This window comes from Paenibacillus sp. V4I5 (assembly GCF_030817255.1).
Taxonomy (GTDB): Bacteria; Bacillota; Bacilli; order Paenibacillales; family NBRC-103111; genus Paenibacillus_E.
This window is the reverse complement of record NZ_JAUSZB010000002.1, coordinates 1,063,051-1,089,675: the sequence shown is the minus strand read 5'-3', so window position 1 is coordinate 1,089,675 and position 26,625 is coordinate 1,063,051. Positions and strand designations below refer to the sequence as shown.

Genomic DNA, 26,625 nt, shown 5'->3' with positions numbered 1-26,625 from the left:
ATATGAGTAGTGATAAAATCGACATCAGAAACATCCGGGTAGAAGAAGCCAAGAGTTATTGGGTGCTGCGGCTTGAGGCACTGCAAAAACACCCTGATGCGTTCGGTGCTGCATATGAAGAATCGGTCTTGCTGTCAATGGAAGAAGTGGAGAAACGAATTGGTCAAGACAGCGGTAATTATATATTGGGTGCTTTTACAGCTGAAGGTCAGCTTATCGGTACAGCAGGATTTAAACGAGAGCAAAGTCTAAAGCTGAAACATAAAGCCTTTATTTGGGGTGTATACGTATCAGAGAACTACCGCGGGCAGGGGATTGCGAAGCAATTAATGGTAGAAGTGATCCGTAGAGGGAAACAACTAGAAGGTTTGAAACAAGTGACACTTTGTGTGGTAACCACGAACGGAGCAGCTATTGACCTCTACCGGAAATTAGGCTTTGAGTCCTATGGTGTTGAACGTAATGCTTTGGAATATGAGGGTCAGAGCTATGATGAGGAAATGATGGTTTACATGTATTAGGAGCAATCGTTTAAAACGATGTATTTAGAATGGATAATATCGATTATGCAACCAGGAGAGCTGCCTTTGTGCGGCTCTTTTTTGCACCCATTTGGACCAGGTGAACTCTGACTGCATACTGTGTAAAAGAGGATCCTATTAGACGAAGGTGATGACGTGCGCAGTGTGGTTGGAATTCTTCTAGATCGAAGAACTTATTTAGGCATTCACAGGCAGCAGACCGGATATGAGCGAATCGATCTTTACAATAAAGCAGCTGAAAATCTCGGAATGACGCCTTTCTATATGTGCCTTCAGCATATTAGTGAGAAGTCAGCTCTAGGTTTATGCTACGAGAATAAAAAGTATCGACTTATTAGGCTTCCTATTCCTAAAGTCACTCATAACCGTGCGATGACGCTTACACCGTATTTGCAAAATCAATTAAAGCTTCTTTCCAAATCAAGTATTGTATTCAATGGGCAAAATCGCCATGATAAACTTCGTATTCACAAGCTACTAACGACAAACCAATCAATTCGAGAGTATCTTCCTGAATCTATGGCCTACTCACGAGAACAACTGGTAGAAGCTATGGAAAGATTTTCATCTCTTTACGTCAAACCAACGAATAGCAGCATTGGTAAAGGGGTGATTAAAGTCACTCAGAAGGAAAACGAGGATTGGCAGCTTTGTTGGAGTAATAACGAACCGAAAATGCTAAATGAAAAGAAAGCCCAAGCTTTTATTCATGAAAAGGTTGGAACACAAAGCTATCTCATCCAACAAGCAATATCATTGGCAACGTATCATGGTCGACCGTATGATTTAAGGATTTCTGCTCAGCGCGGGGATAAAGGGAAGTGGCAGATAACAGGAATTGCAGGCAAAGTTGCTGCATCAGGTAGACATGTTACGAATCTGGCTAAAGGCGGAGAAGCTAGGCGATGTGAAGAATTATTTCGGGCTAGCGGTTTTGATCCATACCGAATGAAGGCTGCTGTTGAGCAAGTTTCTCTGATGATAGTTGAAAACCTGAGTGAGCGAATCCCAGCCATAGCCGATGTCGGATTGGATATTGGCGTTGACGATTATGGGCGAATTAAGCTTATTGAAGTGAATGGAAGAGATCAAAGGTATGAGTTCAAGCAATTGAAAATGCATCAGATTTTTAATAATACGTATGAGACACCATTACGATATGCTAAGTTTCTATTAAACCGATGAAGTTTCAATGAATCTAGCCCTATCTTTTGCGGGGCTATTACATAGGAAATAGAAGAAATGGGGATTAACACGACTATAATTGGCTTATTCATCTAGGACACAAACAGCGGGATGCGAATAAACTTTAATATGGCGTTGTAAAGGTGGAATTCTAAGGTGAAAAGTCGTATGTTAATTATCAAAAAGAATTTATTGCCCTGGTATAATGAGCTGGATGATAATCTAGATATCCATCATTCAGACTTTCCAAGGCTTGTCCGTGAACAAATAGAAACAATTGGCGAGTATACGATTGTCTTCATAAGTCGATTTGAAACGAGATTGAGGCAAAATAGCAAGAATACTTAGCAATTTGACCTCTTAGTGTAAGCTCGATATTCTTTGTGCCATTGAAAAAGCCATACTCCTAATGTGAAATAGACCCCGCTTGCCAAATAACCGCCAATGACATCACTAGGGTAATGAACCCCAAGATAAATCCGACTCATACCAATAAGGATGATCATAACGACACAGAGTATGATGACGATACTTCTTCCAATTCTCGTAGAGAGATGCCGCCAAAGAAGAAAAGCAAGAGACGCGTAAAGCGCGAAGGCTTCCATGGAATGTCCGCTTGGAAAGCTGTAGCCCGTTTCTTGTATAAGTCTATGCAAGTCGGGTCTTTGACGAACAAAATATAATTTGAGGATATGATTAATAATGGCTGTACCTGCAACTATGGAGATAAAGAAAATGAGTTCATAGCGATGATGCAAAACAAAATAAAGAAAAAGAATGGCAGAGAGGGCAAGTGTGACCACTATCGAGGTTGAACCAATGGAAGTGATTACTTTCATAAGTAAGGTGAGTCCAGGCGATTCCATTCCTTGAATGAGAGTAATCATGTGGTGATCGAATTGCGCGATCTGTTGGCCCTGAATGAGGGTAGCAACTAAGGAGAAGCATATAAGTGAGAGGATGCAGAGAATAAGGACAAACGTAATCTTAAGTTTTGGGATCATGGTAGGTTCTCCAAATATACAAATTAGTGTTTACAAATAATTAGTATAGCATAAGGTTTATTTATGTAAACGAGACTTAATGTTATACAAAGGTATTTCATTAAGCTTCTAGAATTATGGATCATTAAGAGGTGATCCGATGGAATTATATCATTTTAGCCATGAATCTGATATTGAGATATTCATCCCAAGAGTAAAGGCAAATCGTACGGATATGCCTCCGGTTGTATGGGCAATAGACCCTGAGCATGCTTTTACTTTTTACGTTCCACGCAATTGTCCGCGCATTGTTTACAAGAGGTCGGCATCGATGAGTGAAGAGGATGAGCATAAATTTTTTGGAGTAAGTTCCTCTGACACGGTCATGGTGATGGAGAACGATTGGTATTCACAGATCAGTCAGACGACCATGTATCGGTATACGTTTGCATGGGAAGGCTTTGAACGGTTTGACGAAACCGCTGGTTACTTCATTTCTCAGCAAACGGTCAGACCTTTAGACATGCAGCCCATTAGTCATTTATTAGATCAATTAATGGCATTAAATATTGAAGTGAGATTTACACCGAGATTAACTAAACTCAGAGAAGCCATTCTTGCTTCAACGCTCACTGATTTTGGCATTCATCGATTTGAACATGCGAAGCGGTTATAAAAAATTTACAAAGTTTTTAGAGTTTGAATCTCTCGATCTGGTCCCATTTATTCTCGCGCTCTAATATTCGCTTTTGCATGGGGCCAAAAAGGTCGAAGTGAGGATAGGAAGGACTATAGTGAATATACTGCGGGTTCAGTCCATGGGATACACACCATTTGGATAACCGATCCAAATCAGAACAGCCCACCTTCGTGACGGTTCGAATGCCATCAAAGCGATTATCCAGCCAGTAATGAGTCAAAAAGGCAATTTCGCCGCGGCTAACGGCAGCCTTCCATCGTTGAAGTTCTTCTCTTTTTATGCCAAAGGCCATTGGGATTCCATCCTTTTTGCTTAGAATTCATAAAAGTGTGTTATAATTATACAATATAAGACAAGAAGAGGCAGGGAATGACCTGCTTCTTTTTAATTTTAAAAATGAATTTGGCTTTTGTATTGCTTCATACCCATAAAAACAAGTAAAATAGAAGAGAAGCATTATTTGATCGATGTAGTGCCAACGTTGCCAACTAGGGATTGGATCCTTTTCAAAGAGGAAGAACCATACGGTCAGCATGTTTTACCCACAAGAAAATAAACGGTTTAAAGGAAAAGGGGACATTTAAAAGTGAACGTTCATTTAAATTTTACGAACAAGGGAAAACTGGTTATTGAAAATTTTAACAATGAGGAATTAATTGAAATTTTCAGCCGATACATCAACACGTTAACGAAGAAATACGCGGTAGATGTTAAGGTTCTTGCAGAAGCTAATCAGAACATTGTCGAAGACGGTTCATTCAAAGTTATCCTTTCCAATGTACAGTGTGATGTTGAAACTTTTTTCAAAGAACTCGGAAGAGACATTAAAGTACCTTTGAAAAAAAGATCCGATGGAAAATTGGAGAACGTGTTTAAAATTCAGGTTATTGAGTAAATTACGGAGGCTTGTATGCTTAGTTTAGAAGATAAATTAGCTATCGTGGAATCTTTTCCCGAGTTAGAGCGGAAAAATGTATCACTTGGACGGATCAATTTTCATTATGAAGATAGTGCTTATGATAAGAAGACCGTTGTTTATCACCTGCACCCAAACGGAAATGGATTTGTTTACGCTGAATATATCAAAGGATATGCTACGGACAACAAAGGGTTAATCAATATCCGTGATTTCAGCGCGGAAGAGCTTCGAGACATTATCGAGAAGTCGATTCATTCTTTAACGGGTAAGACATCCAAGAAGCTTCCGAAGATGGATACTGAACAACCAGAAGAGCATTGGGTAGATGAAGACGGCCATCTCTTGGTCGTTACATTCGTTGAAGATTTATGGTATATCTATGCTGGCAGCAATCTAGACTGCGCTTTTGAAACTTATGAAGAGGTCCAAGAGTATCTGGAAGAAGAAGGATTCACTAAAAAGTAAATCTTAGGGTATAAATCAAGAAAACCTCATCTACGGATGGGGTTTTCTTTTTATGAGGAATGCTGCCCAATAAGGAGCTGCTGCTAAAAGTGTACCGAATACAAGGTAGATCATCGTATGACAGTAGAAAGGAAGTTCTTCACAAGCTAAAACATATCCGCTCTGCAGTAACAAGTTATGACTGTGTGAGGGAAGAGTGTCAAAAGATTCATTTGTTCAACTCCAAGCGGGATTGGAAGTATTAACCATATAACGATAACATGGAGGTGACATTGTAGGCAACATAGCAATGAGAAGGATAATAAAATCGCCGGTAATACGGCGCTGCGCTCCGAAATACAAACGAGACTTAAAGGTTAATTGTACTTACCCTCATATGAGGGCTATTTGTGCTATAATGGATGGAAAATTGATCTAACAGCAATTGATTCTAGTGGGGGTATTTTCGTGAAATTTAGACCTTGTATCGATTTACACAACGGTAAAGTTAAACAAATCGTAGGTGAGACATTAAGTACAGAGGGAAAGGAAATCATTGAAAATTTTGTTTCCTCGTATGACTCCACCTATTATGCCGCGATGTTCAAAAGGGATCATCTACTCGGAGGACATGTCATCATGCTCGGTGACGGGAATAAGGATGAAGCAGTGAACGCGCTGCGTGAGTATCCCAGCGGTTTGCAAATTGGCGGTGGTATTCATGCGGAGAATGCTGGCTATTATCTTGAGCAAGGTGCCTCACACGTCGTTGTGACCTCCTATATTTTCCGTGACGGGCAACTGAATATGGATAATCTGAAACAAATCGTAGCCGAGGTAGGAAAAAACAATTTGGTCATAGATCTCAGTTGTAAAGAGAAGGATGGCAAATGGTTCGTAGCTACAAACCAATGGAAGCAGCTGAGTAACTTTGAATTGAATAAAGAAAATATTCGGTTTCTAGAGCAATATTGTGATGAGTTTCTGATTCATGCTGTTGATGTAGAGGGCAAACAAAGCGGGATTCAGCAAAGCCTCGTCAGTACGTTAGCAGATTGGGTTGTCATTCCTACTACTTACGCAGGAGGGGCAAGATCCTTCGCGGATATTGAGCTATTCAAAGAATTATCCAGCGGAAAGCTTGATATCACCATTGGGAGTGCCTTAGACATTTTCGGTGGCAAGCTCTCTTATAATGGAGTTGTGAAATATATGAACGAGTTAATTTAGTTAAAAGCAGCAGATACCTTATTATTATTAGGGTGTCTGCTATTTTTAATTAGATGATCGACTCCAATTGTTGTTCTTAGGATTAAACGTTATTATTAGAGTTATGTGTTAAGGAATGGAGTCCAATTATGATTCGGTGAAATAGGAGATGTTTGAGGGATGGCACGCTGGCAAAGACTTTACTACTTGGGTATGGTTTTGGCCCTGATATTAGCTGTAACTGGGGAATTAATTTGGCTGCCAGATCCCTTGCGATTTGGTACAAGGATTTATTGGATAGATGCGATTGATCTACTGATCTATGCTCTTGCTTTCATTCCTATTATGTGGATGGCTGGCGCACTATGGCATATGTTCTCGCAAAGAAATGCTTGGGGTCGCGTTCGAAATGTCGCGGTAATCGTAGCTTCCTTGGTGAGTGTAATTATCCTACTATCGATTCCGAAAAAGATTGAAATTTCGGTGAGTATTTTTCTTATAACTTGGTTATTAGTATTTATAGATTTATTTTTCCATGAACGGATGCGCCGCAAGATACCTGTTCAGAGTATAACTTTGTTAGGTTCCACTTTGTTACTCATGTTTGTGATGTTCTGGCCGACGAATTCCATGGTCACGTACCCAGGATTGACCTTAAATATGAATCGTTACGCACAGGCAAATGAGGGAAATGTTCATGGAGATATTTCGGGAGTGCTCGTCTTTGAGCGGCCTGCATTCCCGATCGATTGGCTATATGCGAAGTTTTTTGCTAAGTATGCATTTGAACCGAAGAATCTTGGTATGTCTTTGGGAGAGTACAACCAAGAAGTACGTACGATGAAGGCGGATGCGAACGCCGCGGGAAGTGCTATTGCGTTTCAGAAAGTAGGTAAGGGCAAGGGGATCACCTCGCACGGTGTTCGCATCACGGCTATTCTGAAAGATAGCCCTGGCGCCGGCATCATGCAGCTAAGCGATGTGATCGAGGAAGTAAACGATTATAGCGTTACAACAGTTCAAGAGCTGACAGCCCGCATGAAATTGAACAAGCCCGGGGATCAGGTGAAGGTGTTGGTTCTGCGCGGCGGACAGCCAGTTAGTCTTTCGGTTAAGACTCGAGCAAATCCGGACGATCCGAGTCGTGCTGCCTTCGGCATTCAAGTTGCGAATGAGATGCAATATGATATTCCAGAGTCGGTGAAATATCATAACTATTTACTGCATGAGGGGGGACCCTCGCATGGGGCGGTGCTGGCACTAACATTGATTGATCAGCTTACACCTTGCGGTGTTACTTATGGCAATCGTGTTGCAGGCACGGGTACCATGGAGCCCGATGGTTCGATCGGTCCTGTTGGAGGCTTAGAGCAGAAAGCCTATAGCGTTAGCAGAACGGATGCCGATGTATTCTTTGTTCCATCTCTAAATGAGTCAGAAGCAAGACGAGGAGCACCTGGGCTGCTTATTGTCCCTGTGCATACGATTGACGATATGTTGAACTGGTTGCGTCAAAATCCAAAGCAAAAAAGTCAGCCAACTTGCACGTAGACTACGAAAGCGCATGTTGTCTCTTCGACAACAGCGCTTTCGTAGTCTACTTTGTAAAACTTATATTTTCTTAACAATATTTGTATAAAATATATAAATAATAGACTATTCATTGGAGGTCATGCACAATGGACCCGTTAATTGAAATAGAGAAGAAAATAGAAGCTAAAAGGCGTGAGCTTAACCATGCGGGAAGAATGTACGAGCTTCGGTCCGAATTCATATTGCGATTATCTGCTGAGTTGGATGAATTATTAAATACTTATCAAATTCTGATAGCTTGTTAGTCTCTGGACGCTTCATAAAGCTTTCGTACAATAAGTTTAGGCTCGAATTGTGCTGTTGACATATGATCACCATGTACTTGAATAAATCGGTACAAGCCTAATCGGCTTGACATATGCGGTTTTCAGACGATCTGGAATAAGCTCGGCTACTTTTTGCACTAAACTGCCTCCGAAGCTATGTCCAACCAAAATAATGTTCTTTAAGGGTCAGCGCCATGTCCTGGGTATTCAGGAACATAGACGGTATGGCCTTTTTTGCGTAATTCAGCAGCAATCCCAGACCAAAAGCTTGCATCCGTCCACGAGCCGTGAATTAGAACAAAAGTGAGAGGCTGAACTCTTTCACGGTAATCATGTTCAAATCCGTAGCCCAAGGAGCCTGAGTGTTGTAAGGCCATACGGAAGGGGGAAATGGGGGTTGGTTAGGATACCCAGAAGGCCCATTTGCCACATCAAAGCAAAAAGACGTCCGAACTGGACGTCAACGTTAGAAAATGCGTCCTCCCAAATTGTCGCCTTTGCGAACAGAAGGTAAATGAATCGTTTTCACATGCTCACTATGCAATATCGATTTCCCGGTAGCTGTATGAAGCTCGAGAAAAGGATGGTCTGCTGTATGAAGGACCCCAATTTTGCTCGGGTTTTCTCCAAGATCCAGGACAACAAACTGGCTTTCCAGCTTTTTCAACTGTTGATCAAACGTCCGTGAAAATGTAACTTGAGAAGGTTGGACGAGAAAATGCTCCATTTTCATCGAGTAAGGTGTCGTATTAGGATGGTAAGGGATCACATATTTGACGTGCTTCATCGAAATGAAAATCGTATGAAACACAGGGGAGTGGAAGGCAAAATAATCATTCATTATATGGGTCAAGTAACCATGTATGCTTTGATTGCCAGTAATATATATTTCAACGAACATTCCTTTAGCGCTCATCAACATCTTTCGATAAGAGATTGAGGCAGACTGAAGATCAAAAGGATATTCCGTAGGTGGGTCAATGGAAGAAGAGCTTGCATAGGTATCGAGCTTTAGATATTGTAAATGAATGATTGGAATATAGTAAAAGTGAAATTCATTGAAGATTACGATAAGATCACTGCCAACCTCAAGCAGCACTCCCTTTAAGGGTTGTTGGATCCCCGATAACGATAGCTCTACTTGCTTATCAATTAGCTTAATCATAGTTTCCACAGTTTGCACCTCCTTTCAATCTAGTAGAAATGCTTTATCCTTAATGAACTAGTACATAAATAACCCCAAATGGCGCGCTGAATGCCGTAGCAATCAGCGCGCCTGCGACGAGATTGGGGTTATAGGATATGGGTATCATGTAGCAAGTTCTACTAAATTTAACGAGAGCGGTATTTTTTTAACATAAGTTTAATCGCAACGATTTGTGCAGCAGTTGCTTTGTTGCTTTTGTTATCTTTGTTGTCTTTGTTGTCTTTGTTGTCTTTGTTGTCGGATTTGCCTTTGCTATTATTTTTGTTAGCGGCATTAATACTTTTAACATGGAAGATTGGAATACGGATGATTTCATTATTTACAACAAGCAGCAAGATGTTATCCCCGGAATGTACGACAAGACCTTCAACTTTCTCAGGGCCACCGCGGTTGATTTGAACATTTGTGTATCTCAATTGACCCAAGAGACCTTCAAAGGTATACGCATTTTCAAAACGTTGAGAAGCTCTGTAACTTCTGTTACTTTTGTTACCTCTGCTAACATTGCTGTTCGTACTACTAATGCTTTTGATATGTTGCGATTGGATGTAGACAATAGTGCCATCTTTCATTTGGATTGCTAAATAATCGTAATGGACGGATAGTAATCTACCAACGAGCATAGAATCAGGACCTCCGCGATTGATTTTAACCTCAGTACCAATTAATGAACCTAAATAGTTTACACTCATTTTGTCATTTCCCCTCTCAGGAATGTGGTTTAGTTTGAATATAAGCAGCGTTTACTAGTGTGTGTTCACCTCCTGTACCAATGTCATTGCTGCTCATTTGTAATATAAGTATATGTATCCGTTACATATGAGGTACTAGATTAGAATCTATTTTTGCAATAATTCCACCAAGAGAACGAACCTACTAATAATTAATTTTTCTATATCAACCAATATCTCTATCCAATTCGAATCTCCTATCATAGACTGCACTATAAACTATAAGGAGGTTTTGAAGATGGAGGTTAGTGTATCTAACAAAAGTAATGGCGACAAAACAAGAGGCAACAAAAGCGACAAAACAAGAGGTAACAAAAGTGACAAAACAAGAGGTAACAAAAGTGACAAAACAAGAGGCACCAACACCGAACAAACCAACGTCCAAAAAAATGACAAAACAAGAGGCGCCAACACTGAAAAAACAAATGCCAAAAAAAATCAAAAAACAAGAGACACCAACACCGAAAACACAAATGTCCAAAAAAATGACAAAACAAGAGGGAACAAAACTCGTGGTGACAAAACAAGAGGGAACAAAACTCGTGGTGACAAAACAAGAGGGAACAAAACTCGTGGTGACAAAACAAGAGGGAACAAAACTCGTGGTGACAAAACAAGAGGGAACAAGAGCCGTGGCAATCGTTCATAATCACGAATAAATTAATCTAGAATGAAAGTCTATCTACTATAGATAGGCTTTTTATTATGTAAAAGGCGGTGTGCCATGATACCGACTCGACATATCGTAATCCAGGATCAGCAGCTTAGAAAGTTGAATGAAGATGTTTGGAGTAAGCAATTCGTAAACGGTGTACTTATTAGTAAAGGGAAACGTATTCCTATTAAGGTCCGTTATCGGGGTGGGCACACGCGAGAGTATGCGAAGAAATCATATGAAATTGTATGCAGGGGAAAGACTTACCATCTGAATGCGGAGTATGACGATCCTTCGATGATACGGAATGCGCTCTCATTTCGATTTTTCCAACGAATTGGTGTGCCTAGTCCACAAACGAAGCATTTTGAATTGAAGCTAAATGGAGAGAGTCAGGGGGTTTATTTAGAAATAGAAGCTGTTGATAAAAACTTCTTCAGGAAAAGGAAGATTAGTGCGCAATCCCTCTTCTATGCTGTGGATGATGATGCCAATTTTCAACTGTTTCACCCGGAAACAAAAAGGAATAAGAGGACGATGTTTGAAGGGTACGAGCAAATCATAGGCTTAAGCAGCGAGAAAAAAGAGCTGAGCGCATTCATTTCCAAGATCAATAAACTGTCTGGGAAGCCATTAGCTCAATATTTGCAATCCCATTTGGATATTGATAATTATTTGCGATGGTTAGCAGGAGCTGTTTTCACCGGAAACTTTGATGGGTTTGATCAAAATTATGCGATCTATCGTCATAAGCCTACCAAATTATATCGCATCATACCCTGGGATTACGAAGGTACTTGGGGGAGAAATTGCTACGGGAAAGTATGCGGCAGTGATTTGGTACGAATTAAGGGATACAATCGCTTGACCGAAAAACTGATGAGTTTCAAGAGTATTAGGCTGCGTTATAAACGAATTCTTACTTCCATTCTTCGCACATCGTTTACAAGGAAACAAATATCCCCGATGATTGGATTTTTACACGGTACGATAGCCCCTTATATGCTGAATGATCATAATCGTAAGTGGCCTTATTCGGAATTTAGAGGTGAGCCTGAATTAATTATGAACTACATTAAGGAAAGGCGGGAAATTATTAAGCAAGAAATGGAAAAGCTTTAGCCAACCAAATGCTCCATAGCATTTGGTTTTTTTGTTGTTCCATTCCCTCTTTTACTAGACAAAAGTGGAACATTTAAAAGAGGGGGTAACCGTTTATAGCAAGATGAGTACAGGTCCCGTATACATACAGTATTAGTATCTACTAATGATAGATGGTGGTAGATGGTAGAAGGGAGGGGATGACAATGGTCGTCATGTTTATCATTATGCTTGCAGGGTTACTACTTTACTTCTTACTTAAACCGCCTTTACAGCCCAATGAAGAAGTCGTTTATGAAAATGTATCTTCCGTAGATCTGAGTATACCGGAAATTGCCTATATCAAGAGAATAGACGTATGACTCATAGGACTCAGAATTACAGTAAGATGATTTTTTCTAAAAGCGGGGTGAAAATTTATGATTGGTTCCGCATCTGTAACCCTTACGATAGCTGCCTTTGTGATGACTGTTATCCTAATTCTTTGGCGTCCTAAGGATATGAACGAAGCGATCCCTGCAACGGGAGGTGCTATCCTTGTTCTTCTAAGCGGAAGTGTTTCTTTGGCTGATTTACTTCAAATTACAGATACCATCAGTGACGCCGCTATCACGATTATGGCAACTATCGTCATGGCGATTGTATTAGAGAGCTTTGGTTTCTTCCAATGGGCGGCAGAAGGATTAATGGCTAGAGCCAAAGGATCAGGGATCCGTCTATTCTGGTACGTTAATCTACTTTGTTTTTTAATGACTTTATTCTTCAACAATGATGGCAGTATTATGATAACAACGCCTATATTACTCATTGTTCTAGAGAAACTAGGGTTAAAAAATCACCAGAAAATACCCTACTTACTTTCCGGTGCTCTAATCGCTACGGCTTCTAGCGCTCCTATAGGAGTTAGTAATATTGTTAATCTTATTGCGCTCAAAATTGTAGGAATGGATTTATATATGCACACATTAATGATGTTTATCCCATCAACGTTGGGGTTAATTGTATTTTTATTGTTATTATTCCTCTGTTTCTACCGTATTCTCCCAACGAAATTACCAATAAACGCGATTGGACCAAGAAAACATCCCTTAAACAACGTTAAACTTCCAAGCACACTGCCAGCCATTAAAGATCGAACTAAATTCATGAGAAATATATTACTGTTCGTATTCATGGTTCGGGTAAGTCTATTTATTGCCTCCTATTACGGTATACCTGTAAGTATCGTAGCCGTGCTAGGTTCAACTGTTCTACTTGCATGGCGCTGGCTATATCTCAAAATATCTCCAGTCGATATGGTAAAGAAGACACCATGGCATATCTTCGCGTTTGCCTTTGGGATGTACGTTATCATATATGGATTAAATAATATTGGGCTAACTCATATGCTTGTTAGTGCCTTTAAACCATTAGTTTCAGGAGACTTATTAAATGGGAGCTTACTAATGGGAGCACTAGTCACACTTCTTTCTATGTTAGTAAACAATCACCCTGCCTTAATGATAGGAACACTAACTTTAACAGGTATGGAGTTAGACCCACTAACTTTAAAAGTAACCTACTTAGCCAGTGTAATTGGTAGCGATCTTGGGGCTCTACTTCTGCCTATCGGGACACTAGCTTCGCTAATTTGGCTCCATATCCTTAGACAGCATAAAGTGAAAATAAGCTGGAAGGATTATTGCAAGGTCACGTTTATAACAATTCCCCCTGCATTAATATTCACATTGGTTTGTCTTGCCTTTTGGGTTAAGTGGATTTATTAACATAAATACGAGATAAGGAGGTAATCAACCATGATGTTTTTCAACACGTATATTGGAAAGATGGTACAGATTGAGTTGATTGGGGATGGGGATAAAATTGGTTTCCTAATCGATGTAGGACCAGATATCATCGTCATTTACATGGAAAAGAAGTACTTATATCTTCCTATCGCTCATATTAGAAATATCACACTAAACCTAGACAAGTCGATCACGGACTCTCCGCCTGACCTAACTTTGCAAACTGGAGAAATCACCTACCACCAAATCTTAAGCAGTGCGGTCGATCGATTCGTAGAAATTTATATTTCTAATAATCAGACAATCCACGGTTATGTGAGACATATTTCTCAAGACTACTTGGTGTTTCATTCACCCCTTTATCAGAATATGTACATTCCTTTGTTTCATTTAAAATGGATTAGTCCATATCAAAACAATCAGACTCCTTATTCACAAGTGCGAAGTCAATTGACTTCTAGTTCATCTGATCCATCTTTTGCTTTGCTCCCGAATACTTTTGAACAATTGCTGAAAGATTTGGTAGGGAAAATCGTCTGTTTTGACTCAGGTTTACATGCGAACAAGATTGGCTTGCTGCAGAAGCTGGACTTTCCATTTGCGGAACTAATCACGGCCGATGAGAAAAAGCTGCATTACAACATTCAACATATCAAGAATTGCATTCTCTTTAATAAATGAAAGCAATTTTCTTATCCTAGTAGAAAGGTAGTAACCTGAAATGGGTAACTGTCTTTCTATTTTTGATTAGGAGGTACTTTATGGTAAGATGGAAGTTGTTTTTTCATAAAAATGGAGTAAAGTAGGTTCAAGTCGATGACACATAGGGATCAGAAGATTTATCGTTTCAGTGAAGCACCCATCTGGGAGCTACAGCGAACTTATTATGAAGAACAGGGAATTGGTGCATGGCAGAGTGAAGATGTTCCACAATACATAACTAGTAACCCAAGTATTGCGGTTGCCTATGCCGAGATCGTATTTGGGCTTCTTCAAGATAGAGCGAGGCTTGGTTTCACGTCAGAACCGGTGACGATACTGGAGCTTGGGGCGGGCTCGGGCAGGTTAGCCTATCATATCGTAAAGGAACTATGTGAGCTGAGGGATTACTCAGGTATAATACTTCCTCCATTTCGATATGTAATGAGTGATCTAGCATTCAAAAATATCGCCTTTTGGCAGCAGCACCGCAGCTTACTTCCTTTTGTGGAACAGGGGGTTCTGGACTTTGCACAATTTGATGCTGTGCAGGGTACCGAATTTCATTTGACGCAATCTGGTGATCGAATAAGGATGGGTGACTTGCAGCAGCCTCTGCTGGTTATTGCGAATTACTTTTTTGACAGTATTCCGCAAGAACTGCTCTATGTAGACGAAAACAAAATTTATGAATGCATGGTTTCATTGCTCTTCCCGGAAGGTGATGTCAAACGTAGTGCTGCGGATATGCTGAAGAACGTCATTCCCGAGTATCATTATCGAAGAGCGGAAGAATATGAACAGGAATCGTACCCTTATCGTGAGGTTGTAGGGTTGTATGCGCAGAAGCTGGAGGATTCCCATATCCTCTTTCCAGCCGTTGGTCTGCAATGTTTGGAACGACTTAGCCTGCTCTCGCAAGAGGGATTTCTCCTGCTTACTGCGGATAAAGGTGACCACCGAATTGAGAACTGGGAATATAACGAACCTCCCAAGTTGATTCATCATGGCAGCTTTTCCCTGACAGCCAATTATCATGCCATTGGGTATGTTTTTGAGCAAAAGGGTGCCATGAGCTTATTCACATCTCACCCCTATAACCATTTGAACATAGGGTGTATGCTTATGGTTCCAAATCCGCACAGTTATGGTCATACTCGCTTAGCTTATCGACGGTTTGTTGAGCGTTTTGGTCCAGATGATTTCTTCAGTATCAAAGAATGGTTTGATTCACATTTGGATCTCATGGAAATTAACCAACTCTTAGCTTTTTGGCGCTTGGGTGGGTATGATGCTCAATTGTTCCTACAAAGCGCGAAGCGAATCTCGAATCTTATTCCCGCGTGTGAGGAAGAAGAATTATCGGACATTCGTCAAGGTATACTTCTGATGTGGGATGGATATTATCCAATGGAATTAAACCGTGACTTAGCTTTGGACTGTGCTATGTTATTGTATCAAATGGATATGTTCAAGGATGCTTTGCTATTCTACGAACGGACCAACAATGAGTACAGGAATGACGCTTCGGTACTTTATGAAATGGCCATTTGCTATTACGAGGTCGGTGAAGATGCGGCAGCTAAGGAATTTGCTCGTAATACCCTAGAATTAGCACCCGAACATGAAGGTGCTTTAGCGCTTATGACACTTTTTCCATAATTCGCAAAGAATATACAATAAAAGTGGTGAGATTCTTGGAGGAGCAACGTCAAAGAGCAAAAGAATTATTCGATTTGTATCGCGGGCATTTTTTTCAAATGCATCGTGATGGTGTTTTCGAAGAATATAAGACATATGAAATAGATAGTCAAATTGAAATTGACTGGTACAACGAATGGATCGATAACTACACGAAACAGCTATCAATTAGAGACTGGGATGCGATCACAAGCTTAGAGGCACTAGCCAAATATTATCAGGATTCTCGAATTCTTGACAATGTGATTGCCTTTGCTTCGCGCCATATTATGGGAGCCGATAGTATCGTTAAACTTATGTATGCCGAAAAACTGATGGATATCATCAAATCCTCAAAGAAGGCAGTTTCTAGAGAAATAAGATATGCAGCCTATCAACTTACTTATAAGATTCTAGAAGATATGATTTCAAAACCATTGATTATTGATCCAGGACATGAACTGCATCGATATAACTTAAAAGACAAGAAATCGCTCAATAGCAGGGCTAAAAAAAGCATGGACGAAATTAGAAATGTGCGTGAATAACTAAGACGCTTGTAAGAGAAAGGAATGTCAATATGTCTTCCTCCAAAGATTGAACCAACCCACAATGCAGATCACGCACATGGCGGTGATGGCCATTAAATCGAACCATTCCTCTTGCAGCAAGTGCAGGATGTCTGGTTCTTTTTTTAACTGTAAGACAGCTAATTGGGCTAATAAGCCGGCGATGGCAACTTCAATCCAGGGCATCTTTGTAATGAATTCTTCCATTTTAGAGGAAAATAAAAAGATGAGACATAAAGCTGGCAGTACACCTATTGCGATGAATAATAAGTTATCTGATAGCCTTGCTGTCAGCAAGATACTATCAATACTCATGATTAAATCTAAAGCTGCAACACTGCTAAAGATGAACAGATAGGTAAAATGTCTTCTCATCATTTTCTTAGGCATGACCATCCGAATGGCGAAGAAGAACATAATGAGAGCCGTTGCAAGATTGATGTAAGGTACATCTGACATGGATTGTACACACGCAATATATAGAATACGAAACAAGCAGAGGAGCATAAAGAGATAAAATTTGATTTTACCTCTGAGATTATACTTGTGAAGAGAAAGCTGGATCATAATCGCGTTATCGATATTCGTAAATAAATTGTACATGAAAATAATGAACCAATCCTGCATATATGGTTGTCCTCTCATGTAAAACTCATGCCTGTCCGTCGTAGCTAAGATCATTATATGTGACTACTACCACAATAAACCAAATATTTCATAAGGAGATGAAATGACAAAGAACCCACCTTTAAGAAAAGGAAGGGTTCTTATTTAAGTAATCGTGTTCCAATAGATTAGATTCTACGGCCTGTGATGTAATGGCTTGTCCAATACGAACTATTGAAGTTGTCAACGACAACACCTTTGTTCGGTAAATTGTTAATGAATTGACCATTACCTATGTAGATGCCCACGTGGTTAATTTGATCTGGTGTATTTACACTGAAAAATACCAAATCACCCGGTTGGAGCTGATTACGTGGAATATATGTGCCCACTTTGGCTTGAGCTTTAGATCCCCAAGGAATTTGAATGCCATTCAGTTGAAATACATATTGCGTGAAGGAAGAACAATCTAAACGCAAACGCTGTAGATCTCTCGATCCAAATACGTAGGTAACCCGGCCTTTGAAAGAGGAAGCCGTGTTGATAATTTTACTTCCCAAACTGCCTCCAGGAGCGGGCTGGCTAGGAGCAGGTTTATTTTCATGTACGGTTACATAATTGCGAGAGACATAACCCTTTTTCCCACCGTAGTTGACTAGAACCCAGTAGTCGTTGGCAGCTTCAACAGACAATAATGTGCCTTGTTTAATAAATCCCCAAACGGGAGCACTCGTACTCTGATCGGCTCGGAAGTTAACACCCTTATTCACGGTTGCTGTTGATACAGGAGCAGCAAGAGCACTAGTAGAAAAGCCACTAAACATGGAGAGCGCTAAGCCTAAAGATACTATCGTCTTTTTTCCAAGGTAGTTCTTATTCTTTTTTTGCATGAATTAACTTCCTCCTTTTGGTATAAAAGCTGAGGTGAATCTGGCACCTACAATTACTTTATCATAGTTGAAAACCCCTAAAATTTACCGAATAGAGCCGAAAGCCATAACATTCCTAGTCTAATCGCCATTATTAGAATTTCGTTAGAATTTGATGAGTAATAATTCCTTGACAGGTAAATTTATCACTTCTTAGCATTGAAAGCACTTTCAGACCAATTGATGAATTTGGGAGGCCATCTGATGAATAACCTTACATTACAAGGACAAGATACCATTGGAGGTGAACCGATGGTAAATCAGCCAACATTAGCAGCGCATGAATCCCTGGAATTGCATGAAGCCCTTAATTTCAAAACACTTTGCGTATTGAAATCCAAGATGATGCAAGGCTTAGTTTTCGACCAAGAATTAAAAGCATTGATGCAGAAAGACGTGGAGCAGTCCATGCAAGCCATTGCTGATCTGCAGTCCGTTTATGCGAAAGCGCCATTCCAAGCCCCTGTTCCCAATCGCCCGACACCCATTATAAATTGAAGGTGATAATAGATGAATGAAGACTATGATTATTTAGACCCGAGTAATGCTCTCAATATGCCAGAGATGGCCGACATGACTTTTGCTATGGATTTTCTCATCCGTGTCAAAGAAGGAGTTAGAAATACAGCGATTGCCTTAACGGAAACGGCATCTGAGAGCGCAAGAACGATCCTCCGCAGCCAGCTTCATCAAGGCATTGCGCTGCATCAAGAAGTATCCGATCTTATGATGAGGAAGAAATGGTTCCATCCTTATGAGCTCTACGAACAATATAAATTAGATCAGCTAGGGGCAATTAATGCTATTCAAATGGCTCAAATGAAGCTGTTCCCAGACGACACCTCGCGTAAAGGCATGTTTGATCGGACACCAGATCAATAATATTATTGGAGGAAATAAAGCATGAAAGCTGTTACGTACCAAGGCCTCAAAAATGTCGTTGTGAAAGAGGTACCTGATCCGAAGATTGAGAAAGCGGACGATATGATTGTCCGAATGACGACAACGGCGATCTGCGGTTCCGATTTGCATTTGATTCACGGAATGATTCCTAATTTACAGGAAGATTATGTGATCGGACACGAGCCTATGGGTATCGTGGAAGAGGTTGGTTCTGGCGTAACAAAGTTAAAGAAAGGCGATCGTGTCATTATTCCTTTCAATATTAGCTGCGGCGAATGCTTTTACTGTAAAAACCAGCTAGAGAGCCAGTGCGATAATTCCAATGAGAACGCGGATATGGGTGCTTACTTTGGATATTCCGGAACAACAGGCGGGTATCCGGGTGGACAGGCCGAATATTTGCGGGTGCCCTTTGCGAATTTCACTCATTTCAAAATACCTGAAAGCTGCGAGCATCCGGATGAGACGCTTTGTTTGATTTCTGACGCTATGACAACAGCCTTTTGGAGTGTTGATAATTCTGGTGTGAAGGAAGGGGATACGGTTATTGTCCTCGGTTGCGGACCTGTAGGACTGCTGGTGCAAAAATTCAGTTGGTTTAAGGGAGCAAAGCGAGTTATCGCCGTAGATTATCTCGATTACCGCTTGGAGCATGCGAAACGAACGAATAAGGTGGAAATCGTCAACTTCGAGCACGGGGAAAATATCGGAAATTACTTGAAGGAAATAACGAAAGGTGGGGCAGATGTCGTCATCGATTGTACGGGAATGAGTGGGAAAATGACCCCGCTGGAATCCATTGCCTCTGGATTAAAGCTTCATGGCGGTGCGATGGGCGGTATTGTCATTGCTTCTCAGGCTGTGCGTAAAGGTGGAACGATCCAGATTACGGGCGCTTATGGCGGACGATATAATGCTTTTCCGCTCGGTGACATTTTCCAAAGAAACGTCAATATCCGTGCAGGTCAAGCCCCCGTCATTCACTACATGCCGTATATGTATGAGTTGATTGATACTGGCAAAGTGGATCCGGGCGATGTCATCACTCATATCCTACCACTCAGCGAAGCAAGACATGGGTATGAAGTATTTGATACTAGACAGGAGAATTGCATTAAAGTTGTTCTTAAACCTTAACAGTAAAATTATACTTTGCGGAGGTGGATGTTAGAAGATGGCTTATGCTCTACACGAGACCTTGGAGGTTCATGAAATAGCAGCATTCAAAACAGTTTGCTTGACCAAAGCGAAAACAATGAAGCTCTTAGTCTCAGATCCGGCATTGAAAGAGATTTTACTACAAGACGTTGAGGTATCGACGCGGCAGCTGCAGGAGCTAGAGGCAATTCTAATCAAAGCGACCGTATAGGAGGCGAAAGCATGAACAACATACTTGAGCATTTGACAGGTATGCATACGATGACCGATCAAGTGATTGCCATGGATTTTCTGATCTCAGCGAAAAGCGGGGTAAGAAACTACGCGATGGCCGTAACGGAAGCGGGTACTCCAGAGATCAAGGCGATCCTCACCAAGCAATTAGATGAAGCGATTGATACGCATGAGAGAATAACAAAGTACATGATGGAACAAGGTTGGTATCATCCGTGGAACATCAAAGAGCAGATTCAATTCGACTTGAAGAACATACAGATTGCTTTGAATGCACCGACGCTGTAGGGAAAAATACGGTTTGAGTCCTGGAAAAATCAAATCTAATTCGATTAAACCGGTAGCCCGAAGCTGCTGGTTATTTGTTTTGGTGTAGAACTTGTGGATGCATGTGATAACGGATAAAGGAAACCAACTCGTGTTCACGAATATAACTAAAACTACATATAGAAATGAGAATTCTCAAATGAATATCAAAGATTTACATGAAATAACCGAAAAGCTCAATCAAAGTCAAATTCAATATTCCCTTGGCGGGAGTGGTTTACTATTTTATTTGGGGCTCATCGATAAAGTTAACGATTGGGATATTGTTGTGGAATGCCCAAAGGAAAAACTGATTGAGGTTTTAGACGATTTACCATGGACGGAACTTAAAAGTGGGGACTATCCCTATGCAAGTGAGTTTCGTATTCATATTCCCACTGTACATATTGATTTTATTGGCTCCTTCGCATTGCAAAACACCAAAGGAACAGTGAAGTTTCCCATTGAAAACGCCGCAATATGGCATGGTGTCCATGTCAGTTACCCAGAAATATGGTGTGTTGCCTATCAAATGATGGGTAGGGAGTATAAAGCAGATCTCTTATTAAACTATCTTAAAGGCAATCGTATAAATATACGGTTGATGTTGAATTTTATCGGTAATGATTGTTTAGATGACCAATTTAAACAAGAATTAATTTCGGTCATGGAGCGGAAATAACGTTTTTTTATAAAATCATCTGCAACAAAATTTGTCAGCTCTACGTTATGTATGTAACTCAGAAACGGGTTATACAAAAACATACCCAAAGGAGAACAGAGCTGATGAAAAAAATAGCCGCTTTAACGTTAACAACCTTATTGTGCAGTAGTTTGACATTCGGTTCAGCGTTTGCTTTTTCTGATTTAGAGGAAGGACAAGCAGAATCCATTCTGGCCTTAAAAGATCGTGGCGTCGTAAGTGGGATCGATCAGGAGCACTTTGTTCCTAAAGGAAAAATTAGCTATGCACAGAGCGTGAAAATGATTGTAAAAGGCTTGGATCTGAACTTAGACTTAATGCGTTTCAAAAAACAGCCGGAAGCAACGGACATGTATGCGAACATTTCCAATGATGCCTGGTATGCGGACGCTTTTATCATTGCGCATTATCACGGATTGCAGATTCCTAAAGATGTGAACCCGAATGCGACGATTACTCGTGAACAATTCGGGGACTTATTAGTTCGTGCCTTAGAAAAGAAAGGCAATTTCCCGCTGATCAAAATGTTCATCATGATCAAGGATGAGGATCAAATAACGGTTGATTATCAAGGCACTTTACAGAGACTGCTTCTTTATAAAATTACTACCCTTGATAAGGATGGTAAGTTTAATCCTAAAAGTGAGCTTACGCGTGGCGAAGCAGCAAGCTGGCTCTATAACGCTATTCGCGTAATGGAAGCTAATACTCAAAAACCGGCTCCTACTGAAGAAATAGCGGTAAAGGTTGAGAAAGTAAATGATGATGTTAACAAGGTAACGCTATCCAGAGGTGATAAACCTAACCCTGGCTACGGTATTGAAGTTAATGCGATCCAGTTTAACGAAGATGGTCAGGCTGTCATTACGTACACACTGCTCGACCCCAAATCTGACATGATGTATGCTCAGGTGATTACCGAAGCGAAAACTGTCACTTATATTTCGTCAAAGTATAAGGTAACAGCTGAACCTGCTCCTTCGAAGTAAATGTGTAGTTTGTAAAAAAGTGCTGCATACCTTTAAAAAAGGTGTTAGCACTTTTTTGTGATATACGGTGTCAAACGTATTGACAACGTATAAAGAGATGAACTATTCTGTAAGTAAGCGTTTGCCCCAAATATCAGGATAACGTTTGGGTAACGATTGGATATAGGTTTAGATAGAAGGAGCTGTACGAATTGCCTACTCTCAAAGATATTGCAGATTTAGTCGGAGTTTCCATTTCAACAGCCTCACGTGTGGTGAGAAATGACACCAGCAGGCACATCAACCCGGAGACAAAGGCTAAGGTTTGGGAAGCTGTGCGTCAATTGAATTACACACCTAATGAATCGGCACGTCACCTTGTAAACAAACAAAAGGTAGAGAAAAAGCAGACCAAACAAATAGGCTGCATCATTCAAACGGCTCGTCTGAACGACGATCACCCTTATTACTCTCCGATCATTACTGCGTTTACCAAGAAAATATTGGAATCCGGTTATTCTTTGGGTTTCATGCATACCTCTGATGAGCTTAAAGACGAAGCGCTTCTGCATCATTGCATACATGACATACAAGTCGATGGTATTATTATCGTTGGCGAAGTAGGCCCCGAGATCGTTGACTATTTGCTAAAAGTGGATGAACTAGCACTGATAGGTATTTGTACGAACGGTACGGAAATTACCATGGTTGATTACGATCGCATTCATGCCGCGAAGTCAGCTGTCGATCATCTCATTTCACAAGGGCACCAATCGATTGGTTTTGTCGGCGGGCCAGGTCATACAAGTGAATTAAACAGCGAAGAGAGATTTCAAGGCTTTAAATTTGCCATGTACGATGCAGGTATTCCTATAAACAAAGAATGGGTGATAGACACCCGGTGGGAAATCGACCGCAGTTACGAGAGTATTATGGAACGCTTGAAGCGAACAGATCTGGAACGACCTTCGGCGATATTCTCGGCGAGTGACCAATTAGCGATACCTGCTATGCGAGCTGTCATTGAGAACCAATTGCGCATTCCAGAGGATATTGCCTTCATCTCGATGGATAATATTGATTTTGCCCAATATACCACACCGCCGTTATCGTCGGTTCATGTACCAAAGGTTGAAATAGGCACAACAGCAGCTTCAACCTTGTTGGATATGCTGAATGGCGAGCAACCGCAGCTTTCCAAAGTGCTGCTTCCACATCGACTTATTGTGAGACAATCATCTGTATTTACTAGAAAATAAATTTTTTTTGGATGGTTGGATAACGTTATCCAGAGTTTGGTGCCAATAACATTAGGCGAATTGAAGGGGGTGAAATAGGTTTTCGGCGTATGTACGACTTGCATTTTCGATTATAAAAAATGAAAAAGGGTGATAGCGAAATGGTCAACAATAGAAAAAAGGTTGTTCTCATCACAACGCTCATGTCGGCAATGGTTGTTGTAAGCGCTTGTGGTAATTCCGGTTCAACTAACTCTACCTCCACAGCAGCTCCTAAAACTGATGGTAAGAATCCAGCTTCTGCATCTGGTGAAAAAGTGACAATTACTTATGGCGGCTGGAGTATGGATACGATGACCGATGTCATCAAAGCGTTCCAAGCGAGCCACCCGAATATTGAAGTAAAAGCGGAGAATACGCCGTACAAACAATATTTCACCAAATTAGAAACGGCCGCTCAAGGCGGGACAATGCCTGACGTGCTTTGGATGAATGGTCCTAATTTTGTCAAGTATGCAGGTAACGGCATGTTAAAGGATTTGACAGAGACGATCAAGAGCGACCAGTTAGATCTCTCCAAATATCCAAACTCGCTTGTTTCGCTCTATAGTCTGGACGGCAAAAATTATGGAATTCCTAAAGACTTTGACACGATTGGCTTATGGTACAACAAAAAGCTGTTCGATGATAAAGGAATTTCCTACCCGGACAGCACGTGGGATTGGAGCAAGCTGACGGAAGCGGCTAAGAAATTAACGGATCCTGCCAAAGGCATCTACGGCTTCGCTGCTCCAATGATGAATCAGGAGGATTACTACAATACGATTCTTCAGGCTGGCGGCTATGTTATTTCTGATGATCATAAGAAATCAGGCTTTGATCAACCGGAAGCAATTGAAGGTTTGAAATTTTTGACGGATCTCATTCAAGTTCATAAAGTATCTCCGACACTAGCTCAGATGACGGAAACAGCACCAGCTGATATGTTCACCTCCGGCAAGCTTGCTATGTATTTTGACGGTTCTTGGGCTGCGTTTACCATTAATCAAAACGCCGATATGAAAAACAAGGCAGACGTAGCCGTGCTGCCAAAAGGGAAAAAGCAAGGTGTTGTGATTCATGGTCTGGGTCATGTGATATCCGCGAACTCCAAACATCCGAAAGAAGCTTGGGAATTCGTTAAATATCTTGGCTCCAAGGAGGCGGCTGAAATAGCTGCGAAGCAAGGTGGAGCGATTCCGGCTTACAAGGGCAGCGAGACTTCTTGGTTAGCGACATTCCCGCAATATAAAGCAAAAGCTTTCATTGACATGGCAGAGTATGCAACACCGTACCCTGTGTCAAAAAATACTTCGGTTTGGAATACTTATGAAACAGAAATTTTGAAAAATGCATGGACGGGAGATAAATCGGTAGCTGATGCGGCCAAAGAGCTCGGAGCTAAGATGAACCAAGCATTAGCAGCAGAAAAATAAGGTTGCGGGGATCCTTTTCGGAAAGTAACGTTTCCAAAGGGATCTCCTTCCCCAATTCCACTCAAAGGAGAGTGAGTAAACATGCGATTCAGCTCGAAGCGGCTATCCGATTGGAAGTGGGCATATATCATGATTATGCCACTCATGCTTGGCTTACTGGTGTTTTATATTTGGCCTGTGTTCCAAACCTTTTATTTTTCCTTTACGGAATGGGGGGCTTTTGGCAAATACACCTGGACTGGCTTGGCGAATTACAAAATGCTGTTTACGGATAAAGAGCTGCTTCAAGCAATCCGGAATACAAGCATTTATATCATCCTAGCTGTGCCGATCGGGATCATCCTGTCCATCCTGCTGGCTGTACTGTTAAATCAACAGGTCAAAGGGTTGTCCATCTACCGTACACTGTATTTTCTTCCGGTCGTAACCATGCCGGCCGCGATCGCAATGGTCTGGAAATGGTTATACAACTCTGATTTCGGTTTGATCAATTACGTTCTTGGTTTATTGTCAATTCCGGGTCCTCACTGGTTGACGGATAATCGCACAGCGTTATTATCGATTATTATTGTTGCTATCTGGTGTTCCATTGGCAGCCACATGATTATATTTTTGTCCGGACTTCAAGGTATCTCATCTTCCTACTATGAAGCCGCATCCATTGACGGTGCGGGGCCAGTAACCAAATTTATGCGTATTACGATACCTCTCTTGACGCCAACCATTTTTTTCGTACTGGTTACTTCCCTGATTGGCGCTTTTCAGGTTTTCGACTTCATATATATGATGGTAGGCGATATTGTCATGGAATCTACGCAGTCGATTGTGTTCTTATATTATAAATACGGCTTCTTGAAAAATAACAAGGGCTACGCGTCATCAATCGCAGTCTTGCTGTTTACCATTATTATGATAATTACGTATATCCAAATGAAAATTCAGAAGAAATGGGTTCACTACGAATGAGGAGGGCGGCTGCATGAACACCAGAATCCATCAACGAAAATCAGTTCAGACCGGGTTCATTCATCTTATTCTAATCCTAGGTGCTGTTATCATGGTAACTCCCTTCATCTGGATGTTTCTTACTTCGGTGAAAACGTTAGGAGAGTCAACGGCGATACCTCCGGTTCTACTTCCTAAAACGTTTCAATGGAGCAATTACTCGAAGGTGTTTTTGAACTTGCCATTTTTCACTTTTTACTGGAATACATTTATTACAACGGTGATAAAAGTAATCGGCCAATTAATCATTTGCTCGCTAGCTGCCTATGCTTTTGCCCGAATTAGCTTTCCGGGGCGTCATTTCTTTTTCATTCTGATGCTGTCCGTACTTATGGTGCCGGGTCAAGTATTCCTCATTCCACAGTATATGATTATGAAAGAACTAGGGTGGCTCAACTCGCTTACCGCACTCATCGTTCCAGGTTTATTCAGTGCTTTCGGTACATTTCTACTGCGTCAATTTTTCATGACACTGCCGCACGAGCTTGAAGAAGCCGCTAAGCTTGATGGCTGCAATCAATTTCGTATTTATTGGCAGATCATGCTGCCTTTGGCAAAATCGGGGATGATTGCTCTCGCTATTTTCACCATGTTGTGGTCGTGGAACGATCTGATGTGGCCGCTCATCGTTAACAGCTCACCGGACAAAATGGTGCTATCAGCCGGTATTGCATTCCTCCAAGGCGAGCATAAAACGAATTACACGATTATTATGGCAGGCTCTATGATGGCCATTTTGCCTATGATTATTATCTTCTTTATTTTCCAACGCTCATTTATTCAAGGGATTGCTTTTACAGGCAGCAAGTCCTAACAGACATTATAAGGAG

The 26,625-nt window shown here is 41.0% G+C and carries 33 protein-coding genes; 26 read left to right on the top strand and 7 right to left on the bottom strand.

Annotated features, from left to right (window positions below; translation table 11 throughout):
- Positions 1-2 precede the first annotated feature (2 nt).
- Together QFZ78_RS07050 and QFZ78_RS07045 are read left to right on the top strand one after the other, a co-directional pair.
- The gene (locus QFZ78_RS07050; RefSeq protein ID WP_307546310.1) at positions 3-521 is read left to right on the top strand and encodes a GNAT family N-acetyltransferase; all 519 of its coding nucleotides are present in this window, start codon (positions 3-5) and stop codon (positions 519-521) included.
- A 156-nt stretch (positions 522-677) separates the two neighbouring features.
- Complete coding sequence (locus QFZ78_RS07045; protein WP_307546309.1) at positions 678-1,727, top strand: YheC/YheD family endospore coat-associated protein; 1,050 nt, start codon at positions 678-680, stop codon at positions 1,725-1,727.
- A 344-nt stretch (positions 1,728-2,071) separates the two neighbouring features.
- On the opposite strand, the gene QFZ78_RS07040 is transcribed toward QFZ78_RS07045, so the two are convergent.
- Positions 2,072-2,731, bottom strand: coding sequence for a phosphatase PAP2 family protein (locus QFZ78_RS07040; protein ID WP_307546308.1), 660 nt, complete (start codon positions 2,729-2,731; stop codon positions 2,072-2,074).
- 139 nt (positions 2,732-2,870) lie between these two features.
- Between QFZ78_RS07040 and QFZ78_RS07035 the strand changes: the two genes are divergently transcribed.
- Complete coding sequence (locus QFZ78_RS07035) at positions 2,871-3,386, top strand: DUF6886 family protein (RefSeq protein ID WP_307546307.1); 516 nt, start codon at positions 2,871-2,873, stop codon at positions 3,384-3,386.
- Between the two features lie 16 nt (positions 3,387-3,402).
- Here the strand turns inward: QFZ78_RS07035 and QFZ78_RS07030 are convergent, their stop codons facing one another.
- Positions 3,403-3,702 (bottom strand): hypothetical protein, encoded by a 300-nt coding sequence (locus QFZ78_RS07030; RefSeq protein WP_307546306.1) that lies wholly within the window; start codon positions 3,700-3,702, stop codon positions 3,403-3,405.
- A 294-nt stretch (positions 3,703-3,996) separates the two neighbouring features.
- On the opposite strand from QFZ78_RS07030, the gene QFZ78_RS07025 reads away from it, so the two are divergent.
- From QFZ78_RS07025 to QFZ78_RS07005, 5 genes are all read left to right on the top strand, one after another.
- Entirely contained in the window at positions 3,997-4,305 is a 309-nt protein-coding gene (locus QFZ78_RS07025) for a hypothetical protein (protein ID WP_029198301.1), read from the top strand.
- Between the two features lie 15 nt (positions 4,306-4,320).
- On the top strand, positions 4,321-4,794 hold the full coding sequence (locus QFZ78_RS07020; RefSeq protein WP_307546305.1) for a hypothetical protein: 474 nt from the start codon (positions 4,321-4,323) through the stop codon (positions 4,792-4,794).
- 447 nt (positions 4,795-5,241) lie between these two features.
- Complete coding sequence (hisA, locus tag QFZ78_RS07015; RefSeq protein ID WP_307546304.1) at positions 5,242-6,003, top strand: phosphoribosylformimino-5-aminoimidazole carboxamide ribotide isomerase; 762 nt, start codon at positions 5,242-5,244, stop codon at positions 6,001-6,003.
- Between the two features lie 159 nt (positions 6,004-6,162).
- A complete protein-coding gene (locus QFZ78_RS07010) occupies positions 6,163-7,533 on the top strand; it encodes a PDZ domain-containing protein (RefSeq protein WP_307546303.1) in 1,371 nt (456 codons plus the stop codon).
- Positions 7,534-7,661: 128 nt separating this feature from the next.
- Positions 7,662-7,820, top strand: a complete 159-nt coding sequence (locus tag QFZ78_RS07005; protein ID WP_307546302.1) for an aspartyl-phosphate phosphatase Spo0E family protein — start codon at positions 7,662-7,664, stop codon at positions 7,818-7,820.
- Between the two features lie 200 nt (positions 7,821-8,020).
- Here QFZ78_RS07005 and QFZ78_RS07000 read toward each other — a convergent pair whose 3' ends face one another.
- The 3 genes from QFZ78_RS07000 to QFZ78_RS06990 all read right to left on the bottom strand — a co-directional run bounded on the left by QFZ78_RS07000 (position 8,021) and on the right by QFZ78_RS06990 (position 9,740).
- Entirely contained in the window at positions 8,021-8,218 is a 198-nt protein-coding gene (locus QFZ78_RS07000; RefSeq protein ID WP_307546301.1) for an alpha/beta fold hydrolase, read from the bottom strand.
- A gap of 89 nt (positions 8,219-8,307) precedes the next feature.
- Complete coding sequence (locus tag QFZ78_RS06995) at positions 8,308-9,006, bottom strand: DUF2642 domain-containing protein (protein ID WP_307555531.1); 699 nt, start codon at positions 9,004-9,006, stop codon at positions 8,308-8,310.
- 167 nt (positions 9,007-9,173) lie between these two features.
- The gene (locus QFZ78_RS06990) at positions 9,174-9,740 is read right to left on the bottom strand and encodes a hypothetical protein (protein ID WP_307546300.1); all 567 of its coding nucleotides are present in this window, start codon (positions 9,738-9,740) and stop codon (positions 9,174-9,176) included.
- Between the two features lie 287 nt (positions 9,741-10,027).
- On the opposite strand from QFZ78_RS06990, the gene QFZ78_RS06985 reads away from it, so the two are divergent.
- From QFZ78_RS06985 to QFZ78_RS06955, 7 genes are all read left to right on the top strand, one after another.
- Positions 10,028-10,438, top strand: coding sequence for a hypothetical protein (locus QFZ78_RS06985; protein WP_307546299.1), 411 nt, complete (start codon positions 10,028-10,030; stop codon positions 10,436-10,438).
- 65 nt (positions 10,439-10,503) lie between these two features.
- Complete coding sequence (locus QFZ78_RS06980) at positions 10,504-11,556, top strand: CotH kinase family protein (protein ID WP_307546298.1); 1,053 nt, start codon at positions 10,504-10,506, stop codon at positions 11,554-11,556.
- 185 nt (positions 11,557-11,741) lie between these two features.
- Positions 11,742-11,897, top strand: coding sequence for a hypothetical protein (locus tag QFZ78_RS06975; RefSeq protein WP_307546297.1), 156 nt, complete (start codon positions 11,742-11,744; stop codon positions 11,895-11,897).
- A 57-nt stretch (positions 11,898-11,954) separates the two neighbouring features.
- Positions 11,955-13,301, top strand: coding sequence for an arsenic transporter (locus QFZ78_RS06970; protein WP_307546296.1), 1,347 nt, complete (start codon positions 11,955-11,957; stop codon positions 13,299-13,301).
- Between the two features lie 30 nt (positions 13,302-13,331).
- The gene (locus QFZ78_RS06965; protein WP_307546295.1) at positions 13,332-14,003 is read left to right on the top strand and encodes a DUF2642 domain-containing protein; all 672 of its coding nucleotides are present in this window, start codon (positions 13,332-13,334) and stop codon (positions 14,001-14,003) included.
- A gap of 135 nt (positions 14,004-14,138) precedes the next feature.
- Positions 14,139-15,683, top strand: coding sequence for an SAM-dependent methyltransferase (locus tag QFZ78_RS06960; RefSeq protein ID WP_307546294.1), 1,545 nt, complete (start codon positions 14,139-14,141; stop codon positions 15,681-15,683).
- 35 nt (positions 15,684-15,718) lie between these two features.
- A complete protein-coding gene (locus tag QFZ78_RS06955) occupies positions 15,719-16,249 on the top strand; it encodes a hypothetical protein (RefSeq protein ID WP_307546293.1) in 531 nt (176 codons plus the stop codon).
- Positions 16,250-16,276: 27 nt separating this feature from the next.
- Here QFZ78_RS06955 and QFZ78_RS06950 read toward each other — a convergent pair whose 3' ends face one another.
- Both QFZ78_RS06950 and QFZ78_RS06945 read right to left on the bottom strand, forming a co-directional pair.
- The gene (locus tag QFZ78_RS06950) at positions 16,277-16,915 is read right to left on the bottom strand and encodes a TerC family protein (protein WP_307546292.1); all 639 of its coding nucleotides are present in this window, start codon (positions 16,913-16,915) and stop codon (positions 16,277-16,279) included.
- A gap of 149 nt (positions 16,916-17,064) precedes the next feature.
- A complete protein-coding gene (locus QFZ78_RS06945) occupies positions 17,065-17,766 on the bottom strand; it encodes a C40 family peptidase (protein WP_307546291.1) in 702 nt (233 codons plus the stop codon).
- A gap of 291 nt (positions 17,767-18,057) precedes the next feature.
- On the opposite strand from QFZ78_RS06945, the gene QFZ78_RS06940 reads away from it, so the two are divergent.
- The 11 genes from QFZ78_RS06940 (at position 18,058) to QFZ78_RS06890 (ending at position 26,609) form a co-directional block, all read left to right on the top strand.
- Complete coding sequence (locus tag QFZ78_RS06940; RefSeq protein WP_307555529.1) at positions 18,058-18,303, top strand: spore gernimation protein GerQ; 246 nt, start codon at positions 18,058-18,060, stop codon at positions 18,301-18,303.
- Between the two features lie 12 nt (positions 18,304-18,315).
- Positions 18,316-18,687: a spore coat protein gene (locus QFZ78_RS06935; protein WP_307546290.1), complete on the top strand. Its 372-nt coding sequence runs from the start codon at positions 18,316-18,318 to the stop codon at positions 18,685-18,687.
- Between the two features lie 21 nt (positions 18,688-18,708).
- Entirely contained in the window at positions 18,709-19,845 is a 1,137-nt protein-coding gene (locus QFZ78_RS06930; protein ID WP_307546289.1) for a zinc-dependent alcohol dehydrogenase, read from the top strand.
- A gap of 37 nt (positions 19,846-19,882) precedes the next feature.
- Positions 19,883-20,077: a hypothetical protein gene (locus QFZ78_RS06925; RefSeq protein ID WP_307546288.1), complete on the top strand. Its 195-nt coding sequence runs from the start codon at positions 19,883-19,885 to the stop codon at positions 20,075-20,077.
- Positions 20,078-20,088: 11 nt separating this feature from the next.
- On the top strand, positions 20,089-20,388 hold the full coding sequence (locus QFZ78_RS06920; RefSeq protein WP_307546287.1) for a spore coat protein: 300 nt from the start codon (positions 20,089-20,091) through the stop codon (positions 20,386-20,388).
- A 178-nt stretch (positions 20,389-20,566) separates the two neighbouring features.
- On the top strand, positions 20,567-21,088 hold the full coding sequence (locus QFZ78_RS06915; protein WP_307546286.1) for a hypothetical protein: 522 nt from the start codon (positions 20,567-20,569) through the stop codon (positions 21,086-21,088).
- Between the two features lie 104 nt (positions 21,089-21,192).
- On the top strand, positions 21,193-22,098 hold the full coding sequence (locus QFZ78_RS06910; protein ID WP_307546285.1) for an S-layer homology domain-containing protein: 906 nt from the start codon (positions 21,193-21,195) through the stop codon (positions 22,096-22,098).
- A gap of 191 nt (positions 22,099-22,289) precedes the next feature.
- Positions 22,290-23,336, top strand: a complete 1,047-nt coding sequence (locus QFZ78_RS06905; RefSeq protein WP_307546284.1) for a LacI family DNA-binding transcriptional regulator — start codon at positions 22,290-22,292, stop codon at positions 23,334-23,336.
- Between the two features lie 140 nt (positions 23,337-23,476).
- Positions 23,477-24,790: an ABC transporter substrate-binding protein gene (locus QFZ78_RS06900; protein ID WP_307546283.1), complete on the top strand. Its 1,314-nt coding sequence runs from the start codon at positions 23,477-23,479 to the stop codon at positions 24,788-24,790.
- An 81-nt stretch (positions 24,791-24,871) separates the two neighbouring features.
- Entirely contained in the window at positions 24,872-25,756 is an 885-nt protein-coding gene (locus QFZ78_RS06895; protein ID WP_307546282.1) for a carbohydrate ABC transporter permease, read from the top strand.
- Positions 25,757-25,769: 13 nt separating this feature from the next.
- A complete protein-coding gene (locus QFZ78_RS06890) occupies positions 25,770-26,609 on the top strand; it encodes a carbohydrate ABC transporter permease (RefSeq protein ID WP_307546281.1) in 840 nt (279 codons plus the stop codon).
- Positions 26,610-26,625 lie beyond the last annotated feature (16 nt).

Excerpts from the sequence above, each read along its gene's own strand:
- QFZ78_RS06960 (WP_307546294.1), top strand. The coding sequence starts at position 14,139 with ATGACACATAGGGATCAGAAGATTTATCGTTTCAGTGAAGCACCCATC.
- QFZ78_RS06890 (WP_307546281.1), top strand. The coding sequence starts at position 25,770 with ATGAACACCAGAATCCATCAACGAAAATCAGTTCAGACCGGGTTCATT.
- QFZ78_RS06900 (WP_307546283.1), top strand. The coding sequence starts at position 23,477 with ATGGTCAACAATAGAAAAAAGGTTGTTCTCATCACAACGCTCATGTCG.
- QFZ78_RS07040 (WP_307546308.1), bottom strand. The coding sequence starts at position 2,731 with ATGATCCCAAAACTTAAGATTACGTTTGTCCTTATTCTCTGCATCCTC.
- QFZ78_RS06975 (WP_307546297.1), top strand. The coding sequence starts at position 11,742 with ATGGTCGTCATGTTTATCATTATGCTTGCAGGGTTACTACTTTACTTC.
- QFZ78_RS06940 (WP_307555529.1), top strand. The coding sequence starts at position 18,058 with ATGGTAAATCAGCCAACATTAGCAGCGCATGAATCCCTGGAATTGCAT.
- QFZ78_RS06980 (WP_307546298.1), top strand. The coding sequence starts at position 10,504 with ATGATACCGACTCGACATATCGTAATCCAGGATCAGCAGCTTAGAAAG.
- QFZ78_RS06970 (WP_307546296.1), top strand. The coding sequence starts at position 11,955 with ATGATTGGTTCCGCATCTGTAACCCTTACGATAGCTGCCTTTGTGATG.
- QFZ78_RS06915 (WP_307546286.1), top strand. The coding sequence starts at position 20,567 with ATGAATATCAAAGATTTACATGAAATAACCGAAAAGCTCAATCAAAGT.
- QFZ78_RS07000 (WP_307546301.1), bottom strand. The coding sequence starts at position 8,218 with ATGGCCTTACAACACTCAGGCTCCTTGGGCTACGGATTTGAACATGAT.
- QFZ78_RS06930 (WP_307546289.1), top strand. The coding sequence starts at position 18,709 with ATGAAAGCTGTTACGTACCAAGGCCTCAAAAATGTCGTTGTGAAAGAG.
- QFZ78_RS06935 (WP_307546290.1), top strand. The coding sequence starts at position 18,316 with ATGAATGAAGACTATGATTATTTAGACCCGAGTAATGCTCTCAATATG.
- QFZ78_RS06945 (WP_307546291.1), bottom strand. The coding sequence starts at position 17,766 with ATGCAAAAAAAGAATAAGAACTACCTTGGAAAAAAGACGATAGTATCT.
- QFZ78_RS06895 (WP_307546282.1), top strand. The coding sequence starts at position 24,872 with ATGCGATTCAGCTCGAAGCGGCTATCCGATTGGAAGTGGGCATATATC.
- QFZ78_RS06920 (WP_307546287.1), top strand. The coding sequence starts at position 20,089 with ATGAACAACATACTTGAGCATTTGACAGGTATGCATACGATGACCGAT.
- QFZ78_RS07005 (WP_307546302.1), top strand. The coding sequence starts at position 7,662 with ATGGACCCGTTAATTGAAATAGAGAAGAAAATAGAAGCTAAAAGGCGT.
- QFZ78_RS07010 (WP_307546303.1), top strand. The coding sequence starts at position 6,163 with ATGGCACGCTGGCAAAGACTTTACTACTTGGGTATGGTTTTGGCCCTG.
- QFZ78_RS07035 (WP_307546307.1), top strand. The coding sequence starts at position 2,871 with ATGGAATTATATCATTTTAGCCATGAATCTGATATTGAGATATTCATC.
- QFZ78_RS06995 (WP_307555531.1), bottom strand. The coding sequence starts at position 9,006 with ATGATTAAGCTAATTGATAAGCAAGTAGAGCTATCGTTATCGGGGATC.
- QFZ78_RS06910 (WP_307546285.1), top strand. The coding sequence starts at position 21,193 with ATGAAAAAAATAGCCGCTTTAACGTTAACAACCTTATTGTGCAGTAGT.
- QFZ78_RS06990 (WP_307546300.1), bottom strand. The coding sequence starts at position 9,740 with ATGAGTGTAAACTATTTAGGTTCATTAATTGGTACTGAGGTTAAAATC.
- QFZ78_RS06950 (WP_307546292.1), bottom strand. The coding sequence starts at position 16,915 with ATGAGAGGACAACCATATATGCAGGATTGGTTCATTATTTTCATGTAC.
- QFZ78_RS07030 (WP_307546306.1), bottom strand. The coding sequence starts at position 3,702 with ATGGCCTTTGGCATAAAAAGAGAAGAACTTCAACGATGGAAGGCTGCC.
- QFZ78_RS06965 (WP_307546295.1), top strand. The coding sequence starts at position 13,332 with ATGATGTTTTTCAACACGTATATTGGAAAGATGGTACAGATTGAGTTG.
- QFZ78_RS07020 (WP_307546305.1), top strand. The coding sequence starts at position 4,321 with ATGCTTAGTTTAGAAGATAAATTAGCTATCGTGGAATCTTTTCCCGAG.
- QFZ78_RS06925 (WP_307546288.1), top strand. The coding sequence starts at position 19,883 with ATGGCTTATGCTCTACACGAGACCTTGGAGGTTCATGAAATAGCAGCA.
- QFZ78_RS07050 (WP_307546310.1), top strand. The coding sequence starts at position 3 with ATGAGTAGTGATAAAATCGACATCAGAAACATCCGGGTAGAAGAAGCC.